Raw genomic sequence first — 18,602 nt, forward strand, 5'->3', positions numbered from 1 at the left:
TGCTAAGAATTCAGTCGAGCAATGGATGTCAGCCGTACATGGCCGAGATGGATGGCGCCCCGGGAGCGCCGAGTTGCACTCGGCGATCTTTGGGGTTGGTTCTTAGAGGGTGTAGACAAAAATAATTGAGCTGCTATTTGTATACCAGTCTACAACTGAGCTGGTGTGCGCTGATGTCGAAAGCTGGTCGTCCCCCCAAGATTCACGAGGCGGAGCAAGCGGTATTGCGTCAAATTGTCACGGATCGCCCGACCTCCACGCTGTCAGAGATTGCCCGGGAACTCGCGGCACGGACGGGAATCGAGGCTCATGAAGCAACGATTCGCAAGTCCTTGCGGGAGGCGGGCGTCACGCGCCTCCGGGGCGAGAGTGGTCTCGAGGCGCAAGCGCGCGCAACGCCGCGTCGGTATGGGTATACGGATGCGCATCGTCGCCACGACCCCGACCAAAGCTACCCAAGTTGTCTGACCGATGCGGAGTGGGACTTGGTCGCCGCTCTCTTTGAGATGCCGGGCGGGCGGGGTCAACCGCCCCGCGTGTCGCGCCGGAGCATCCTGGAGGCGTGTTGCTACGTGGTGCGCACGGGGTGCGCGTGGCGGATGCTGCCGCACGATTTCGCGCCTTGGCAGAATGTCTACAAGACGTTTCGCCGTTGGAGTGCGGCTGGGAAGTTTGAGCAGATGCATGATCGACTGCGGGGGCAATGGCGCGAACGCGAGGGGCGTGAGATCGCGCCGACGGCGGCGGTGCTGGATGCGCAATCGACCCGCGGCTCGCCGCAGGGTGGACCGAGCGGCTTTGATGCGGGCAAGCAGGTCAAGGGGCGCAAGCGCAGCCTGGTGGTCGATACCTTGGGGTTCGTGTTGGCGGTGAGCGTGGTCGCGGCCAATCTTCAGGACCGCGATGCCGCCTCGGGCGCCGTCGCTGACGCGGCCGCCAAGTACCCCCAGATCAACACGCTGTTTGTCGATAGCGCCTACGCCGGTCAATTTGCCCAAACCACCGAGCAGACCCACGCGATCCGCGTGGAAGTCGTGCGCCATCCAGCCAACAAAAGCGTTGGCTCCTGGCACGTGGACGGGGCGCCTGACCGAGTGGTGATCGCCAACGCCGACGGCTTCGTTCCGCTGCCGAAGCGCTGGGTTGTCGAGCGCACCCATGCGTGGAATGAGCGTGCCCGTCGATTGATCATGCATCATGACCGTCTGCCAGCGGTCTCCGAAACCTGGGTTTGGCTGGCGGAGGCGCGCATCCTGCTGCGGCGGTTGACCACAACGGTTTGATTTTGTCTACACCCTCTCAGTCGGCACTCGATGAGGCGGCCCCTCCGTTACGTTGACAACGCTGCACGAACGGCCGTGAGCGAGCACGCACAGTCACCGCCAGATTCGCGGATCATTGTAGATCTGGTTGATCAAGGTGTCGGTCTGGCGTTGCAGCCTTTCGATCTCTTGCCGTTGCTGAGGACTCATCGGTTGCGGTGGGGCATAGCCCGGTGGTGGCGAACCGTTCGCATAAGGGGAGTAGTAGCCACCCGAGCCAGCCGAGGTGCCGTAGCCGCGTCCATAGTTGAGCGCGTCGGCGCCGGCCTGTCCGTAGGTTCCGCCGTATTTGAGAGTGCGGTTCGCCGCTGCCGAGCCGCTGCTCTGCCCCGCGCACCAATCGCTATAACAACCTGCCGAAGCGGGGAGCGCCCAAGTCGCCAAAACGATGACTGCTACGCTGGCGATAGAGTGGTCGTGGGTAGTAATCATTGCATCGGTCTCCTTGAATCCAAGTCCAACTCAAGATACGCACCGAAGAGGACGTGTCGCACAGTAATAAAGTTTAGGACACAACCCATCTCACGCAAGACGAACGCAGACGACTAAGCCCTGGGAGACATGACAGCTTATCTGCGACCGCCACCCCGGCGCTTTCGCCCTTCGTCTGCTTTGACTAAACTGGAAGGCATCGCGTGCCGTCAAGCCACTGAAAGCCTTGGAGACCGCTCATGGTGCAACCCGCGTATCTGCTCTTCCCGAAACGCACGCGTCTGGTCTGGGATCCCACCCTGGAACCGCTCGACCTGGACACCGAACCCGGCGTGGAGATTCCGCTCCTGGGCTATGTCGCCGCAGGTCGTCCGGTGGAAACCCCCGAGGATTACGAGACCGTCACGGTCCCCAGCCAGATGGTGACCAAGAACAGCTACGCGCTGCGGGTGCGTGGGCATTCGATGATCGACGATCAGATCCAGGACGGCGATATCATCATCGTCGAGAAGCGCCAGACGGCGGAGAACGGCGAGACGGTGGTTGCCCTGATCAACGGCGAGCGCGTCACGCTGAAGCGCTTCTATGTCGAGCCGAACGGTATCCGCCTGCAACCGGCCAACCCCGACATGGAGCCGCTCTATCTGCGCCATGACGAGATCGAGATCCTGGGGATCGTCTCCGGCACGGTGCGCATGAGCCGTTAAACCTACCGCACAAGCCCGGCGGCATCTCTAAACCGAGCAACGCCTTCGGATGCGCCGAGAAACGAATCGCCTGATTCGCGAGCGACTGGCCGCCCTTCCGACCTACTGGGTCCACCGCAGGGAGGGAGGCCCTTGCGGGAGATCCTCGAAGCTGTCGTCGTTGGCGCCCATGGTGAACTGCCGGCGTGCCTCGGGGCCGCTGGCCTTGGGGTCGGGGTTGAGATAGGCGACCCCGAGCCAACCCGGGGCCAGAACCCTTGGCCCCACGAGGCCCCGGTCCAGAGCCTCCTGGCTCACGGCGTCGGCACGTACGACGATGGTGTCTCCTGGCGTGACCTGGACGGTGGAGCGCAGCACCGAGATGACCTCCATGCGGTAGAGCACTTCGTCGCGATCCCCTTGCCCTGGGGACACCTGCGCCTCCAGCACCTTGACCTCCAGCGCGGCCGCCGCATCCTCCTTGCGTTCCTGCTCCGCCCGGGCGCTCCCCCACAAGACCAGGAGAACGCCGAGAGCGGCGAGCATCGCGATCCGCATCGACTGAACCTGGAACATGGCAATCTCCTCTGTCGTGGATGACAACCCCCGCTGCCTCGACTGGGCCGCGACGAATCCCGCTTCCAGTCTAGTCCAGGATCCGGGGCGGCGGCCGTTAAAACAAAATGGCTCGTCGAGATTGACGAGCCAGCGTGACCATTCCATCCGACACCACGAGGTCATTCCATGGAGATTCCCAGTTCAACCGTCGGCCTGGCCCAACTCGCGACGAGTTTGAGTCAGAATAAGCTGGAGGGAGCGGTGGATGTGGCCGTCCTCAAGAAAGCCATCGACATCCAGGAGCAATCCGCCCTCCAACTGCTGGAAAACCTGCCCAGCTCCACCCAGGGTGGGTCCGCCCATGTGGGCACGCAACTCAATGTCACGGCGTAAGGCCGGCAGTCGATCCAAGCGTCTCCCGAGACGCGCACGCAGCCCAATCAGATGGTGCATCGCTTTGGAGTCGCGTTCATGAACGACGAAGCGATCATCGCGGCAACCCGAAAATGGATCGAACAGGCGGTCATCGGGCTCAACCTGTGCCCCTTCGCCAAAGCGGTCTACGTGAAGCACCGGGTGCGGTTCGTGGTGAGCCGGGCGCGGCATCTGGACGGACTCTTGGAAGACATTGACCGCGAGCTGGATTTTCTGGCCGCCGCCGACCACGATGCCGTCGAGACGACACTACTGGTCCATCCCACGCTGCTGTCGGATTTTCTCGATTTCAATGCGTTCATCCCGCTGGCCGAGGCGGCCGTGGAGGAACACGAGCTGCAAGGTGTCATCCAGATCGCCAGCTTTCATCCGACCTTCCAGTTCGCGGGAACAGAACCCGACGACCTCGGCAACTTCACCAACCGGGCTCCGTTTCCAACCCTGCACCTGCTGCGCGAAGCAAGCATCGAACGCGCCGTGGCGGCATTCCCCGAAGCCGAGACCATTTATGAGCGCAATATCGAGACGCTCAACGCGCTAGGGCAGGCGGGATGGCAGGCTTTGTGGCGTCAGCCATGAGGGCTGTTCATCCGACCGACCGGCGCGACCGCTGAGGGACCGCGCCGACTCGCGTTGGTCCATACTCAAGACGCGAGGTCCACGCTCAACGTGGAACGCGCAACAGCGCCGCCACCGTGCACCGATGGCACCTGATCTCTCCATCACCAACGACTCCGCGCCCCGTTTCGCGAGGCTCGGCAGAGGAGCACACGCATGAAAACAGTCAATCTCACACTGGTCGCCGGCTTGTTGTTCGCCAGTGGTTTCACGCTGGCGGATGGCAACTTAGTCGGCAAGTGGGTCGAAGCCGATGGCACTCGGCAAGGCGCCAAAGCCGGCCTTTCCGCACATGGCGACCATGAAGGCGACCGCTATGCGGCGGAGGCCGATCTGACCTTTACCTTGAACATTGAAAAACAGGAGGGTCGCTCGTTCCACGCACAGTGGTGTACCCAGCACAAATGCGAAGATGCCGTGGGTGTGATCCGTCGCGATGGCCAGAACCTGCTGATGGCCGACGAGGACGGCACCTACACCGGAACCCTAATGGGTGACACGCTGGAACTGTGCTACACCCAGGCCAGTGCCACGTTCCGGGTCGCGGCTTGCCGTGACATGATCAAACAATAAGCGCCAGCGGCGAAAGCCACGCGGGACCGACGATCCCGCGTCGCACCCATCGAATGCAGGCATGCCGACCTCGGGCGGTCAGGCGGAGGAGTAGTCGACCAACCGCCAAGCATGACATGGCATCATGACCAATTAGCCCTCCGCAGAACCACCGCGCGCGGAAGTTGAAGATCGCACCAAGGCACCGCCCGCCAACAGGATTACCGCCACGGCCACCAAGCCCGCACTGTACCCGTCCGTCATCTGCTTGAACCACCCCATCAAGTAGGGTCCAACAAAGCCCCCGATATTGCCCAGCGAATTGATCAAGGCGATCCCGCCCGCCGCGGCCGTTCCGCTCAAAAAAGAGGTCGCCAGCGCCCAGAATGGACCCATCACGCCCCACACCCCGAGCGCCGCCAACGAGAACGCCAGCAACGCCAACGGTAATGATTGGGTCGTCGCCGCCCACAGCGCCCCGGTCGCCGCCAGCGCGAGCGAACCGGCGACATGCCAGCGCCGCTCCCCGCGCCGGTCAGAGTGCCAGCCGATCAGGACCATCCCCAAGGCCGCCGCCAGGAATGGCAGGGCGTTGAGCAGCCCGAGGGTGAAGTCGCTCGCCCTGGTCATCGCGCGCAGCATCTGCGGCAGCCACATCCCAATACCGTACATCCCGATGACCATGCAGAAGTAGACCAGCCCCAGCCGCCATACCTCCAGACTGCCCAGCGCCTCGCCCAAGGTCTGGCGTTGCCACGCCGAGTTGGTTTCTCGCTCGCGCGTCAGCGTCCGCGTCAACCAGTTGCGCTCGTCCGGGGGCAGCCAGCGGGCTTGCTCGGGGCGATCGGGCAGCTTGAACAGCACCACCAGCCCCAACAGCACCGCTGGCAGTCCTTCCAGCACGAACAGCCAGTGCCAGCCGCGCCAACCCCACCAGCCGTCCAGTTCCAGAAGAGCGCCGGACAGCGGGCTGCCGATGACCCCGGCGAGCGCGGTGGCGGTGGCGAACAGGGCGACCGCCCGCGCCCGCTCCCGCGCCGGAAACCAGCCGGTCAGATAGAGGATGATGCCGGGAAAGAAACCGGCCTCCGCCACCCCGAGCAGAAAGCGCAGCACATAAAAGCTCGTTTCCCCCTGGGTCAAGGCCATCGCCATCGAGATCAGACCCCAACTCACCATGATCCGGGCGATCCAGATCCGCGGACCGATGCGTTGCAGGAGGAGGTTGCTGGGAATCTCGAACAGCACGTAGCCAAGGAAGAACAGCCCGGCACCGGTGCCATAGGCCACCGCGCTCAACCCCAGATCCTGGTTCATCTGCAAGGCCGCGAAGCTGATGTTGATCCGGTCGAGATAGGCGACGATATAGAGCAGACCGAGAAAGGGGATCAGCCGCCAGGTGAGACGACGGATGGTATGGCGTGCAAGCGGTTCAAACTCGGGTTCGGAGATGCTCACGACAGGCTCCAGGCAGGGTTGAGGTCAATCCGAATATCAATCCGGCACCAAGCACGAGCGCCGCGCCGCTGAGAAACTGGGGGCGGTCAGGTAACCAATTTATCCCCTTTCTCACTTCAATATTAGAAATTTTATATATACTTTTATTGTCTCATCAACGTGTGAAACAGGAGGTGTGTCGTGTCTCCGACTCGTACCGTTGTTTTGATGACGGCGTTCGCATTCTTGACGGGATTCGGCCCGTTGGCTGGGGCCTACGATGCGAAGCTCGCCGAAAGCTATGCCAATCTGTTCATGCCGGTTCAAGGGTTACAGGCGGGCAAGGCGTTGCATTGCATCAAGCCGGAAGCCTTCGTCAACCGAGTGAAACGGGGTGAACCGATGGTCACGCTCGACGTGCGCACACCCGCGGAGACCGGGATCTTCACCGCCGCGTTACCCGGTCATCTCACTCTCTCGCTCCACGAACTCTTTCTTCCAGCGAATCTCGCCCGCATACCGAAGGATCGAACCGTGGTGGTTCTCTGCAAATCCGGTCTTCGAGCTTCCGCCGCCGGCACGGCCTTGCGCCATATCGGTTTTGAAAACGTCTTCATTTTGGAGGGCGGATTCAAAGCGCTCGTCGACTATCTTGACCCGATGACAGCGAATCAACTCCCTGCCGTCGAGTTAGTTACCTCAAGAATCCCGCGCGAGGTAGCCGCGTCGTTGGGTTGCCATGGTTGGCAATCCAACCTTCGGCGGTTCGATTGGATGACCGCCATCTGCCCGACGTAGTGTTGACGCTGGGCGATCATCCGCTATGTTTGCACGATCACCCACCCTCGAAATCCAGAGATCCGCACCAAGAGACTGGTTTTGAATCCGCTCGGGATCGGCGCCTCGCCGCCATGAGGTTAAGCCGTTCGTGGTTCGACAAACTCACCACGAACGGCTTAACACTCATGCCAGTGGTTCAGCGCCTGCCTCCGTCAGCGATTGCCAGAGCCGCCCCGCAGCGGTGCGACCTCGCCCGTCTCCCGGAAGCGCAGATAGTCGCGGAGCACCAGGGCATGATCGAAGGCGAGCAGTTCAGGCAGCGCATCGACCGAAAAGACCGCCAGGTTGCGCGCGTCGTCCTGGGCGCGGGGCTCGCCGGTTGCCTCGGCCACATAAACAGCGGTGACCGTGTGGCCGCGCGGATCCCGTTGCGGGTCCGAGTAGAGCCCCAGCAAGGCGCGCAGCGTCACCCGCAGCGCCGTTTCTTCCAATGCCTCGCGCACGGCGGCCTGCTCCAGGCGTTCGCCGATGTCCACGAAACCGCCGGGAATCGCCCAGCCAGGCGGCGGATAGCGGCGCTCGATGAGCACGATCGGGCGGCCGGGCCGGTCGGCCAGCTCGATGATGGCATCGGCGGCCAGCAGTGGGGTCACGGGTTTGGTCATGATCGGCGCTCCAGGTGGATGCAGACAGCAGGAAAAGACGCGCGCGACACGCAATGCCCGCGTCTCGGTCTGGCGCGGCAGCGTCCACGCGGGATCGAACGCCCTCCGCCGAGAAGGTTCAGCGTGCATCCAGGCAGGCGCGCAAGACGCCAAGCTCGAAGGGTCCGACCAACGCGCACTCCCGCGCATAGAGCAGTCGCCCGCGCTGGAGGATCTGGCGTTGCCGTTGTGGCGGAACCGGCCCAAGGTCGATCAGTTCCAGGCGACCCGTTTCGACCGTCGCGACGAGCGCGGCGCGGAGCGCGGAGAGCCGTTCCGGTCCAAAGGGTTCGGTCCCGAGCAGCGCCACCGCCTGGGCATCCGCCCCGGTCTGGTCCTCGACACCATAAGCGAGCAAGACCTCCGGCGATGCCCGCAGCAGCCGGGCGAGGTTGGCGAGATCGCTGTCGTCCGGCATCTGCGAGGTCATCGCTCCTGGATGAGGTAGCGTCCCGACCCATAATCCGGTGCATGCGTCCCCGGAATCAGATCGTAGACTTTCCCGTCCTTGATGATGATCGCTGGAGCACCATAATCCGGCGCAGACGTTCCGGGAATCAAGGGACGGATGATCTTGTCGCGGCGGTCTTGGTCGCGGTCTTTCGGTGCGTCGTCCGACGAACGTGCCCCGACCGGCATCGCCAGCAGCGCCGCGAACATCAGCATGATCCAGCGTGTCATCGCGCGTCTCCGTCGGTCTGAGTCGCCCCGTCAAGCCGGCGTGCGGTTGGCCGACCGAAGCGTTGAATGTGAAGGAACACGCCCAGCGCCACCAAGAGATTGCTCACGGACAGCAGGCTTTCGCTCGCGCCATGCAGCAGATCCGCGTGTGACAGACTCGGCAAGCCCTGCGTGACCGTCGCGATCCGGGTACTGAGGATCGTCACCGCGACAAACGCCAGCAGGAACCAGAAGCCGCCGATCGTCACCGGCGAAAACAGCGTTCGGTCGCGACGATACACCAGCAGCAACGTCAACAGAAAGAGCAGATAAGCGACATTCGCGCCGCGCAACAGGACCGCGCTGGAGTCCCCGAGCAGGGGCCACTGCGCCAGTGCCCAGAGGAGACCCGCCGGCACGATGACCCACGCCCAGCGCTGCCGGCGACCCAGCGTCATCGCCAGCGTCGCGGCCAACAGCGACAGGCTCCCGCCAAAGGTCATGACCCGCGCCAGTTCCAACAGCCACCGTTGCGTATCCCCGCTGAGATGAAACAGCAGAATCAGGATGCCGCCCAGTAAATGCGGCGTCATGCAAACGGCGAAGACCCGCGGTTCCCGGCGCTGGATCAGCGTGCCGTAGCGCCAGAAGAGCCGCATCGCCACCAGCCATTCCGTGACGGTGAAGAGATGAATCAGCCAGGTGGGCCAGGAGAGCAGCATAGTTAGGTTGTCCGAGTCATTTCCACGGCCACCCGCCCTCGATCTCGCCATGCTCGAAGAAGGTGCGGCAGCGCCGGTAGAGATAGCGCGCCGGCGATCCCATGTGTGGGGGCTTGAGCGCCCGCGAGGCCCCGCCGCAACGCGGGCAGGCATGGATGCGTCGGTGTAGCCAATACGCCAGCACAATCAGGCTAAAAAAGGCATTGCAAGCGATCACCGTTCAAGTCGGAACCCGTCCCGGAAACGAATCGCCTCGCGAATGACCTGGAGTCGGGCGCGGTTTTTGCCCCACAGCCGTTCCAGATGTCGATCGGGCCGCGCATCCTCGTCCCACAATCGCCACAGCAGCGCCGCATTCTCCCAATAGCCGGCGCCGATGCGCTGTCCATCGGGGCTGAACGCGGCATGGGTGACGGCGCCGAGATTGGCGTCGAGCGTCAGATAGGCGTCCATGGATTGGATCTGCGCGCGAAGCGGGCGTTTCCAGATCCGCACCGTGCCGTCGCGCGAGGCGGTCAGGATCCAGCGGCCGTCCGGGCTGAACTGGGCGGAGATGACGCGATTCGTGTGCCCGCCCAGTTCGGCCAGCAGGGTTCCATCGAGCGACCAGACATGGGCCTTGGACTCCAGCGAGGCGGTCGCCAACGCCTTGCCGTCGGGGGCGAACTGGACGTCATAGAGGCTGCCGGCCTGTCCGTCCAGATAGCGGGGCTCGCCGCATGGGCCAGCGCCGATCCGGTAGAGCGAGGCACGCCCGTCGCGGCTGGCGGCGGCCAGCCAATGTCCATCGCGCGAAAAGGTCAGCTCGGCGATGACCGCCGAGTGCGCGTCCCACTGGCAGACCTGGGTCCAGGCGCCCTGGCGATCGCGTCGCAGCAACTGGACCCGGCCCTGATCGTTGCCGGTGGCCAGGAGCGTTGCATCCGGCGCGGGGTTGGCAATGGCCGCGCTCCGGATCCGGCCCTTGGACGCACCGAAAATATCCGGCAGGGGGAGGGCGGAACAGGTCTCGGGATCCCAGAAACGGACGGGTTGGTCGGGATCGCTGGAGGCGGTCAGCAACCAGCGTTCGTCCGGGGCGAACAGGATCCGATAGACATTCGGACAGTCCAGCGCACCGGCGGTCCGGCAGACCTGCTCCTGACTGGCGACGCGTAGCGCGCAGGCCGCGTCGGTGTGCAGCGCCCACAGGCGCGCGGTGCCATCGGAGCCCGCGCTCGTCAGCCAGCGCGCCGAGGGCGAGAACGCGACCCGACGCACGCGGCCCTGGTGACCGTCCAGCGACTTGAGCTTGACCGGCGGCGCGGCGCTGGACTGGCGGTCGTCCTTCCAGACCTCCACGCGGCCATCGTAGGCGGCGGTCGCGATCAGGAGCGCGCGGGCGTCGCCCCCTGAAATGGCGGGCGTCTCGGCCATGGCGAGGTGCCAGACGTGATCCTCTTGGTCCAGCCGGGCGGCCAGGGGGTTCGCGGATTCCGTCGACCACAGACGCGCCGAGCCATCCGGTCGCGCGGTGGTCATGACGAATCGCCCATCCTGGCTGAAGCGGGCCTCCGCGATGGCCTGCTCATGACTGAAGACCGCCAGCTCGCGGCCGGTCTCCAGGGTCCAGAGACGCGCGGTCCGGTCCTGCGAAACGCTGAGAATCAGATGTTCGCCACGGTTGGGGTCGGGATGGCGGGAAATTTCGATTCGGTCGATCCCCAGATCGTGCTGGCCGATGACCTCGGCGGACTTGGTGCGCAGATCCCAGCGCACCAACTGGCCCGTGCCATCGCCGACAGCCAGCGAGAGACCGTCAGGCGAGAAGGCGAGATCGCGCACCGTGGATTGATGGATCCGAACACGGCGATTGCCGCGCTGGATGGAGCCGAGTTCGGCGAGTTGGTTGCCGCTCGGATCGTAGAGGCGAACCCGTTCGTCCAGCGAAGACACGGCGATTCGTGTGCCATCGGCGTTGAAGACCGCCCGCAGCGCGGGCCGCCCCGGCGTGCCGTCGCGGGGCAGGACGAGTCGTTCGTCTCCGCTCAGGGTGTCCATGACTTTGGCCAGACCGTCGCGCGACGCACTGACCAGGCGTGTTCCGTCGGGCGCGAAGTCCAGACTGCGCACCGCGGCACTGTGTTGGGGGCGATTCCAGAGTGGCGGGCCGGGACGCGAGAGATCGAGCAGGCAGACGGCGAAGCGGTCCGGTGGCATCTCGTGCGCGAGGGCTAGGAAGCGACCCTCCGGATCCAGTGCGATGGCGGTCTCCTTGATCTCGCCGCAGCTCCAGTCTGGCGGTTGTCCGGCGGGGGCCGGCAGACGCCAAACGCCGGTGGCTCCGATCCCCAGGAGCGTTCGTCGCTCGCCGTGTCCGGCGAAGCGGATCGCGTGGATCGGGAGATCGGGTCCGGCCAATTCGGACGCGGGTTCGGACGCCGGCTCGAAGCCATTGCCCCGCCGCGCCCAGAGTTGCGCGCCTTTGCCGGTCGACAGGGTGGCCAGATATTCGCCGTCGTCGCTGAACGCCTGCTCTGCGGTGTCTCCGATCCGCTGCATCGCCAGGAGTCGATTGCTGGAGAGCGCGCGGCTGAGCACGTCGGTTCCCACCTCCGGCAGATCGGGACCGGCCGCCAGACCCAGGCGGATCGCCTCGGGTGTGTTGCCGCGTCCGATCGCGATCTCCGCCTCGCGCAACAGTCCGCTTTGCCGATTGAGCAGGGTCTGGCGCGAGGCGTCCCAGAGCGCGTAGAGGGCGACGCCGGCGAACAGCATCAGCACCGCCAGCAGCGCGCCGATGACCCTGCGGTTGCGCCGCCGCTGCCATTGCAGCCGCGACCAGGAGCGCTCCAGAAATTCCTGCTCCAGGGGTTCGAGTTCCTCCCCGTGGGCTTGGGCGAAGACCCGCGCCGCGGCATGACCGACCTCGCCCAGCAGATATTCGCGATTGCAGTCGGTTCGCTTCCACAGGCGTGCCTGCCGGGCGATCTGCGAACGCAGGGTCAGATCGCGGCGGTTGTCGGGGTTTGCCAGCCAATCGCGCACCGGCCCCCAGCGCTGGAACAGGGCCGGGTGGGCGAAAGAGGCGATCGCCCGGTACTCCTCCCACTGGAGGGTCGGGTCGGCGGCGGACTCGGTCTCCGCAAGGTCGGTCGCCGGCGCGGCGAGGAAGGCGTCGAGCGAGTCGGCCGTCTGTCCAAGTTTGAAGCGCGCCCGCCATTCCTCGCGGAGTTGGGCCAGGAGATGCCGTAGCGAAGCGCCGAGCGTGATCTCGATCACGGGGCAGAGACTGCGCTGCGCGGGATCCCAGACCGACTCGGCGACGACCAGTCGGGCCGCGATGAAGACTTGCGTCAGGGTCGCGCAGCGGTCGTCGCGCAGCAGGGTTTGCAGATTTCCTTCGCGCGCGCTCGCCCGCGCCTGATGCCCGCCCTCCAGCGCCAGTAGGGCGCGACAGAGCATGGGCAGGGCGCCGCGCGTCTCTTCGTCCAGGGTTTGCCACAGGTCGTCGGCGCGCTTGAGCAGCGCGCCGGAGAGTCCGCCGATGGCCTGGTAGGCGCGCAACGTCAACAGCGAATCTTGAGCGGTCTCGGAGGACACGAGCTGCCGGTAGAGATCCTCCAGGGTCTGTTCCAGCAGCGCCGGCCAGTGCGTCACGGCGCTGGCCTCGGACTCCAGCGCCTCGACCAACCCGTGTCCGGAATCCCGGCCCATCGCCTCGAACTCGATGCCCGCCACGCGCGCGGGGATTTCCATCACCTGACGGATCCGCCCCAGGGCCGGCGGTTCCAGTCGATAACAGCTTTGTTCGTCAAGCAAGTCTGTCAGGGCCTGAAACCGTGTCAGGCCGGGCAGATGCTGGCTGCCCAGCGCGGCGACGATCCAGATGCCCTCCTGCGCGGCGAGCGCCGCCAGGGTGTCCGCAAAGGTTTGGGTGCGCGGCGCGTCCAGTCGCGCCTCGGCGAACAGACCGTCGAGCGGATCCAGGATCACGGCCAACTGGAGACGCCCCTCGCGCCCGCCCGTCTGTTGCAGGTCGTCGTTGACCGTCTGGGCGAGCGCGGCGCGGATCTGGTCCGCGCCGACCGTGGGCGCGCTCGCGAAGAGTTTGGCCAGACGCTCGGCATCCAGCCCGAAGGCCGCGAGCGAGGCTCCCAGCATGCCGGGCGAGACCAGCGCGCGCGCGAGCGAGTCCAGCGGATCCTCCGGGTCCGGCGCGACCAGACACCAGCGACAAGCCGCCACCCCGGTCAGCAGAAAAGGCCGCACCAGATGCGGCAGCAGGCCGGCTCGCAGCAGCGAGGTCTTACCCACCCCGCTGGGACCGGTCAGCAACAGCAGCCCCTGTCCCTTGTCCCTTGCCCCTTGCCCCTTGCCCCTCAGTCCATCGAGCCGCGCGACCAGCTCGCGGGTTTCCGTCTCGCGTCCGGTGAACACGCGCTCGTCGCCGACATCGAATGGCCCCTGGGCGCGAAAGGGACTGCCCCGCCACTCGATGACGCCCGCGGCAAAGCGGCGCTCGGCGCTGATACGCCGATTCAGCAGCTTGCGCAGTTGGGTCTCGACCAGATCGCGGAAGGCGGTATCGTTCTCGAACTGGCGGAAAGCGCGCCGGAAACTGCCGTCCGGGTTGAAAAAATGGGTGCGAAAGAAGACGTCGAGCCGATCCCGATCGGACACCGCCGCGCGGATCGCCTCGGCGTTGTTGATGTCGACCAGGCGCGGGGCGGTCTTGCGATAGACCAGCACCTCCGGCGTGTCTTGTCGCGCGGAGGCATCGACCGCATCCACGAACTCCCATTCGGTGCCTGTCATACCGCCATAGGGATCGTCGGCGAGTGGCGTGCCGAGCCGGGTCCAGAGCATGACGAGAACGATCTCGCACTCGGACGGACGCAGCAGCCCGGCCTGGAAACTCCGCGCGGCGGTCAGCGCCTCTTCCTCCCAGAGCACCGCTTGAAGCTGGAAATAGGGCCGGTACTCCTGGGCCAGCGCCTCGATGATGTCCTTGACGAGCGCGCGTTCATGCTCGACATCGGAGGGCGAGGACACGAAGATACGGACCTTGGGTTCTGTCATGGCTCGGGTTCGGAAAGCGCTGGCTTGCCGGTAGATTGGCCGGGTCGCGAGCGCTGCGCAAGATGTTCAGGAGCATTCGTGCCAGTACCTCGATACCCCTGTCTTCGTTATGCTTGGCCAACGGATCGCGCTATGACTCCGGTCTCGACTCTGCCTGCTGGAATCGCTGTGGTTGCTCGTGTTGGGCTAAACGATCGGGCGGATCATGCTATTCGTGTTCCGATTCCTGGCGCCTGGCGGAACTGACCCATGAACCTGGAGAAAACCCGACCGATGCAGTCCTCCCGCGCGGATGAGCAGGAAACCCAGGTGCTGGCCCCGCGGCCCGCCGCCGACGGCATCCCACCCAATACGCTGCTCGTCAACACGTACCGGGTGGAGCGTCTGCTTGGCGGGGGCGGCATGGGGGAGGTCTATCTGGCCCGCCATGCCGGACTGGGGACCGAGCACGCAGTCAAGGTGATCCGCCCGTCCATGGGCGGTAACGCGCAGGTCATGGATCTTTTCTATCGCGAGGCGAAGGTGCTCCGCGGCGTCCGACACGATGCGGTGGTGAACTACGATGGCTTCGTGCGCGATGACCAGGGCCGGGACTATCTGGTCATGGAGTACGTGGAGGGGGCGCCGCTCTCCGAGCGACTGAAGCACGAGCCCTTGACGGTCGAGGAGGTTCTGACCCTGCGCGACCGGTTGTGCGCCGGGCTCGCCGAGGCGCATCGCAAGGGGGCGGTGCACCGCGATCTCTCCCCGGACAATGTGATCCTCCCGGGAGACCGAATCGAGTCCGCCAAGCTCATCGACTTCGGGCTCTGCAAGCTCACCGATCCAGGTCAGGAAACCATTGTGGGTACGTCCTTTGCCGGCAAGTATCGCTATGCCTCCCCAGAACAATTCGGGCTCTATGGTGGGGTGGTGGACGCCCGCTCGGACATTTATAGCCTGGGCCTGCTCCTGGCCGCCGCCCTGGGTCGGCCGCTGGAGATGGGAGAGAGTTTCGCGGCCGCCCTGCGGAGTCGTCAGAATTTGCCGGACTTGAGCGCGGTGCCCGCCGCGCTGCGCGACTGGTTGACCGCCATGCTGCAACCGGACCCGGCGGCGCGTCCGGCCAGTGTGGAGGCGCTGCTGGAGCGCTGGCCTGCCTCCGCGCTCCTCGCCGTCAAGGATTCCGCTGAAGCGTCTAAGGATGCGGGTGCTGGGCGGATTGGATCGGGTCCGGCGACAGGTCGCCGCTGGCTGGTTCCCGCCATCGTGCTGATCCTGCTTCTGGGGATGGGCGCCAGTCTCTACTGGGTCTTGCGGCCGCTCGATGTCCCCCGGACGCCGACGGGCGAGTCGGGGATCTCGACCGCCAAGTCCCGAATCGAGGCTGGCGAGCCGGCCGTGTCGAAGATCGACCCGGTGGATCGCGAGCCGGACAGGCCGGCGACTCCAGCCATGGAGAACCTGGAAGGGCTGATTCGGTCCGATCGGCTGGAGGATGCCTTCGCCCTGATCCAAGCCCGTCTCGCCTCGGATAAACCGCCCACGGACCAGATCTGGGCACTGGCCGAACGCCTGCGCGCCGCCGGCAAGATCGATCCGGCCTTCGCCCTGATCCGGGTGCTCGCGACGGACGCGCATGGGCCGGCGGCCTTCGCCCTGGCGGAATTCTATGACCCGCTCCTTTGGTCTGACACGACATCGCCGTTCTCCAGGCCGAATGCCGAGAAGGCCCGTGACTGGTATCGGCGCGCCGCCGAGTTGGGTGTCGCGGAGGCGGGTGTGCGTCTGGAAGCCATGCAGTCCGCCGAGACCATGCCATGAATCGATATGCGTCCGCTCAGTCATTCCCGATGCGTCAGGAGGCTCCGCGCAACCAGCGGCCACGGGTCGATTTACGTTCCCTCGCGATCGCATGGCTTCTAGGCGCCATGCTCGGCTCCTGCCCCCTCGCCCTGGGCGCCGATCGGGAGGCGCTGCCCATGACCGGCAAGACCGGACTCTACCAGCGGGTGCTGACCCGCCCTGGCGCGCTGCTCAACGAGACGCCGGGCAAGTCGGGTGCCAGTGGCGAGGTTTTGCCCCCCTTGAGCATTCTCCATGTCTATGCGCGTCAACGCATCGGCGACCAGGATTGGATCGAGGTGGGCGCGGCGGTTCGCAATGGCGTTCAGGGCTGGCTGCCCGCCACCGCCGCGATCGACTGGCGCCAGACGCTCACTGTTGCCTTCGCGCGCACCGAAAATCGGGAGCCGGCACTGTTTTTCCGCGACCAGGCGAGCCTCGTGAGTCTCCTGGAATCCGAGCAACTGACGCCGGAAACCAACCGCCTGCGAGCGGCGATTCAAGCAGGCCAGATCCCTGATGGCTTCCCGGCGATCGCCAGGGAACCGGACACCTATGTGGACCCCAACCGCCAGTTCTACCTGCTGCCCATTCTCGGATTCGAGGAGGTCTATCTGGAAAGCGGACACAGCGCCACTCTGCTCAACATAGCGGCGGTTACGCTCCAGGCGGGGGAGCAGGATCTGCTCGCCAGCGAGCCCACTGGGACTGGCGGGGAAATTCCCGTCGACGGGGCGGTGAGCGTATCGGCGGACTACCGCGCGGCGGTGGTCTTCGTCATCGACACCACGACCTCCATGGGCCCCTACATCAACCGCACCCGTGACGCGGTGCGGCGGATCTACGATCAGCTCAAAGGTTCGCCCATGGGCGACGCACTGACGTTTGGCCTAGTCGCCTACCGGGACAATGTGGATGTCGCCCCTGGTCTGGGCTACGTGACCCAAGTCGTCGCGACCCTGAAAGACGGGCGCGACCCATCCGCGTTTCTCTCCCGGATCGCCCAGGTCGAGGAATCCAACGTCTCCAGCAAGGGTTTCAACGAGGACGCCTTCGCCGGCATTCATGACGCCATCGAAAGGATCGACTGGAGCGGCTACGCGGGACGCTTCATCGTGCTGATCACCGACGCCGGGGCGCGGGATGCCACGGATCCGCTGGCCCGCACCCAGTTGGGCGCGGAGCGTCTGCGACTTCTGGCGCAGGAAAAAGATCAGGTGGCTGGGGGCGGCAAGATCGCGATCGCGACCCTGCACCTTCTGACGCCCGAGGGCCGCCAGACCCACGCGGGCGCGGCCGCCCAGTACCGGGCACTGAGTCGCTGGGGCGATGCGGGCGATCTGTATTTTCCGGTGGAAGGCGGCTCGGTCGATGCCTTCGGCGCCCAGGTGGACACCCTGGCCGATGTCCTGGTGCAGCAGATCCAGGGCATCCGCTCGGGTCAGGTCATCCAGGTTCCCAAAGTGTCCGACGCGAACGAGGTGGAGCGCAGAACCGCCTTGGTGGGCCGGGCCATGCAGCTCGCCTATCTCGGGCGGGAACGCGGTAGCCGGGCGCCGCGTCTGATCGACGCCTGGGTTGCGGATCGGGATCTGCTCGACCCGAGCCAGAAGACCCTTGAGGTTCGGGTGCTGATCACCAAGAATCAGTTGAGCGATCTCCAGGAGACTCTGGAGGCGATCTTCAGGGCGGGGGAGGGAACCTTCATGAGTCCCAAGGACTTCTTCGGCCAGTTGCGGGGGGCCGCCGCGGCCCTGGCGCGCAACCCAAACCAGGTCAGTCAGGTCCAGGTGGGCCGGCTAGCGGATGTCGGTCTGGTGGGCGAGTGGCTGGACGACTTGCCCTATACCAGCCAGGTGATGAATCTCACCGAGGCGCGTTGGCTGTCGCGCTCCTTCGCGGAGCAGCAGGAGGTGCTGGACGCGATCGAGGAGAAGATCCGGCTCTATCGCCGCATCCACGATGAGACCGACCGCTGGATCACGCTCGCGCCGACTGTGCCCAAGGGCGAATCCGTCACCACCGTTCCTCTGGACGTACTGCCTTGAGGCTCAATGCCTCGCAGCCGGTCTATGTCTGCCGGAATCTGGTCAAGCGTCGACTGAGCGCGCCGGAAGCAGGCGCGGGGTCGGGTTCTGGCGTGGCGGGCTTCGAGCTGCGGGTGCCCTCGCTCACCATCGCGCCGGGCGAGGTGGCGGTGCTGCGCGGCGAGAGTGGCAGCGGCAAGAGTACCCTGCTCGATCTGCTGGCACTGGCGCTGCGGCCCGACGGGGCCGACACCTTCAGTTTTCGTCCCGAGCATCGAGAACCGACGGACCTGCTCCGGCTGTGGGAGCGAAGCGATCTGAACGAACTTGGCCGGTTGCGCGGGGCGCGGATTGGCTATGTGCTCCAGACCGGCGGCTTGCTGCCTTTTCTCACCGCACGGGAGAATATCGCCCTGGCCTGCCGGCTGCTGGGACGCAACCCTGGCGGACACATCGAGCGACTGGCGGAGCGCCTGAGTATCGTCGACCAGTTGGACCGGCGACCTGGGCAGCTCTCGGTGGGCGAACGCCAGCGGGTGGCGATCGCCCGGGCCATGGCCCATCGTCCGAGCGTGATCCTGGCGGACGAGCCGACCGCCTCGGTGGATCCGGTGAACGCCGTCGCGATCCGCGAACTGCTCCTGGAGTTGGTCCGGAAGGCCGGCATCACGGCGGTGATCGCCACCCATGACTGGACGCCTGGGGCGGTATCCGGCGTCCAGATTCTGGAGCACCGCATCGAGCGCGACGGCGATCTGACCCGCTCGCTCTTCTGGAATTAAAC

18 protein-coding genes are annotated in these 18,602 nt (G+C 65.4%); 9 read left to right on the top strand and 9 right to left on the bottom strand.

Going from position 1 to position 18,602, the window contains the following annotated elements:
- Positions 1–173: 173 nt before the first annotated feature.
- Positions 174–1,283, top strand: coding sequence for an IS5 family transposase (locus THIVI_RS16525; protein WP_041447215.1), 1,110 nt, complete (start codon positions 174–176; stop codon positions 1,281–1,283).
- Between the two features lie 93 nt (positions 1,284–1,376).
- Here THIVI_RS16525 and THIVI_RS24815 read toward each other — a convergent pair whose 3' ends face one another.
- Positions 1,377–1,754: a hypothetical protein gene (locus THIVI_RS24815; protein WP_014779683.1), complete on the bottom strand. Its 378-nt coding sequence runs from the start codon at positions 1,752–1,754 to the stop codon at positions 1,377–1,379.
- Positions 1,755–1,993: 239 nt separating this feature from the next.
- On the opposite strand from THIVI_RS24815, the gene lexA reads away from it, so the two are divergent.
- Entirely contained in the window at positions 1,994–2,461 is a 468-nt protein-coding gene (gene lexA / locus THIVI_RS16530) for a transcriptional repressor LexA (protein ID WP_014779684.1), read from the top strand.
- A gap of 102 nt (positions 2,462–2,563) precedes the next feature.
- On the opposite strand, the gene THIVI_RS16535 is transcribed toward lexA, so the two are convergent.
- Complete coding sequence (locus THIVI_RS16535) at positions 2,564–3,016, bottom strand: hypothetical protein (RefSeq protein WP_014779685.1); 453 nt, start codon at positions 3,014–3,016, stop codon at positions 2,564–2,566.
- 168 nt (positions 3,017–3,184) lie between these two features.
- Between THIVI_RS16535 and THIVI_RS16540 the strand changes: the two genes are divergently transcribed.
- The 3 genes from THIVI_RS16540 to THIVI_RS16550 all read left to right on the top strand — a co-directional run bounded on the left by THIVI_RS16540 (position 3,185) and on the right by THIVI_RS16550 (position 4,624).
- On the top strand, positions 3,185–3,391 hold the full coding sequence (locus THIVI_RS16540; protein WP_014779686.1) for a YjfB family protein: 207 nt from the start codon (positions 3,185–3,187) through the stop codon (positions 3,389–3,391).
- A 78-nt stretch (positions 3,392–3,469) separates the two neighbouring features.
- Positions 3,470–4,012, top strand: coding sequence for a DUF1415 domain-containing protein (locus tag THIVI_RS16545; protein WP_014779687.1), 543 nt, complete (start codon positions 3,470–3,472; stop codon positions 4,010–4,012).
- 195 nt (positions 4,013–4,207) lie between these two features.
- A complete protein-coding gene (locus THIVI_RS16550) occupies positions 4,208–4,624 on the top strand; it encodes a hypothetical protein (RefSeq protein WP_014779688.1) in 417 nt (138 codons plus the stop codon).
- A 132-nt stretch (positions 4,625–4,756) separates the two neighbouring features.
- Here the strand turns inward: THIVI_RS16550 and THIVI_RS16555 are convergent, their stop codons facing one another.
- A complete protein-coding gene (locus tag THIVI_RS16555; RefSeq protein WP_014779689.1) occupies positions 4,757–6,061 on the bottom strand; it encodes an MFS transporter in 1,305 nt (434 codons plus the stop codon).
- A 243-nt stretch (positions 6,062–6,304) separates the two neighbouring features.
- On the opposite strand from THIVI_RS16555, the gene THIVI_RS16560 reads away from it, so the two are divergent.
- Complete coding sequence (locus THIVI_RS16560) at positions 6,305–6,838, top strand: rhodanese-like domain-containing protein (protein WP_217160910.1); 534 nt, start codon at positions 6,305–6,307, stop codon at positions 6,836–6,838.
- A gap of 194 nt (positions 6,839–7,032) precedes the next feature.
- On the opposite strand, the gene THIVI_RS16565 is transcribed toward THIVI_RS16560, so the two are convergent.
- The 6 genes from THIVI_RS16565 to THIVI_RS16590 all read right to left on the bottom strand — a co-directional run bounded on the left by THIVI_RS16565 (position 7,033) and on the right by THIVI_RS16590 (position 13,967).
- A complete protein-coding gene (locus THIVI_RS16565; protein ID WP_014779691.1) occupies positions 7,033–7,485 on the bottom strand; it encodes an NUDIX domain-containing protein in 453 nt (150 codons plus the stop codon).
- A 118-nt stretch (positions 7,486–7,603) separates the two neighbouring features.
- Positions 7,604–7,942 carry a hypothetical protein gene (locus THIVI_RS16570; RefSeq protein WP_157174484.1) on the bottom strand — a complete coding sequence of 113 codons (339 nt, stop codon included), beginning with the start codon at positions 7,940–7,942 and terminating at the stop codon, positions 7,604–7,606.
- Positions 7,943–7,950: 8 nt separating this feature from the next.
- Positions 7,951–8,205, bottom strand: coding sequence for a hypothetical protein (locus THIVI_RS16575; RefSeq protein ID WP_014779693.1), 255 nt, complete (start codon positions 8,203–8,205; stop codon positions 7,951–7,953).
- Entirely contained in the window at positions 8,202–8,906 is a 705-nt protein-coding gene (locus tag THIVI_RS16580) for a DUF2499 domain-containing protein (RefSeq protein WP_014779694.1), read from the bottom strand. The genes THIVI_RS16575 and THIVI_RS16580 overlap by 4 nt, the downstream gene beginning before the upstream one ends.
- Positions 8,907–8,922: 16 nt before the next feature.
- Positions 8,923–9,123, bottom strand: coding sequence for a hypothetical protein (locus tag THIVI_RS16585; RefSeq protein WP_041447062.1), 201 nt, complete (start codon positions 9,121–9,123; stop codon positions 8,923–8,925).
- Entirely contained in the window at positions 9,120–13,967 is a 4,848-nt protein-coding gene (locus tag THIVI_RS16590; protein ID WP_014779695.1) for an nSTAND1 domain-containing NTPase, read from the bottom strand. The genes THIVI_RS16585 and THIVI_RS16590 overlap by 4 nt, the downstream gene beginning before the upstream one ends.
- A 249-nt stretch (positions 13,968–14,216) precedes the next feature.
- Here THIVI_RS16590 and THIVI_RS22950 point away from each other — a divergent pair, with 249 nt between their 5' ends.
- From THIVI_RS22950 to THIVI_RS16605, 3 genes are read left to right on the top strand one after another with little or no spacing between them, the layout of a single operon-like run.
- A complete protein-coding gene (locus THIVI_RS22950) occupies positions 14,217–15,770 on the top strand; it encodes a serine/threonine-protein kinase (RefSeq protein ID WP_014779696.1) in 1,554 nt (517 codons plus the stop codon).
- Complete coding sequence (locus THIVI_RS16600; RefSeq protein ID WP_014779697.1) at positions 15,767–17,839, top strand: vWA domain-containing protein; 2,073 nt, start codon at positions 15,767–15,769, stop codon at positions 17,837–17,839. The genes THIVI_RS22950 and THIVI_RS16600 overlap by 4 nt, the downstream gene beginning before the upstream one ends.
- On the top strand, positions 17,836–18,600 hold the full coding sequence (locus THIVI_RS16605; protein WP_014779698.1) for an ABC transporter ATP-binding protein: 765 nt from the start codon (positions 17,836–17,838) through the stop codon (positions 18,598–18,600). The genes THIVI_RS16600 and THIVI_RS16605 overlap by 4 nt, the downstream gene beginning before the upstream one ends.
- The last annotated feature ends 2 nt before the right edge of the window (positions 18,601–18,602 follow it).

Source organism: Thiocystis violascens DSM 198, from assembly GCF_000227745.2.
Classification (GTDB): domain Bacteria; phylum Pseudomonadota; class Gammaproteobacteria; order Chromatiales; family Chromatiaceae; genus Chromatium; species Chromatium violascens.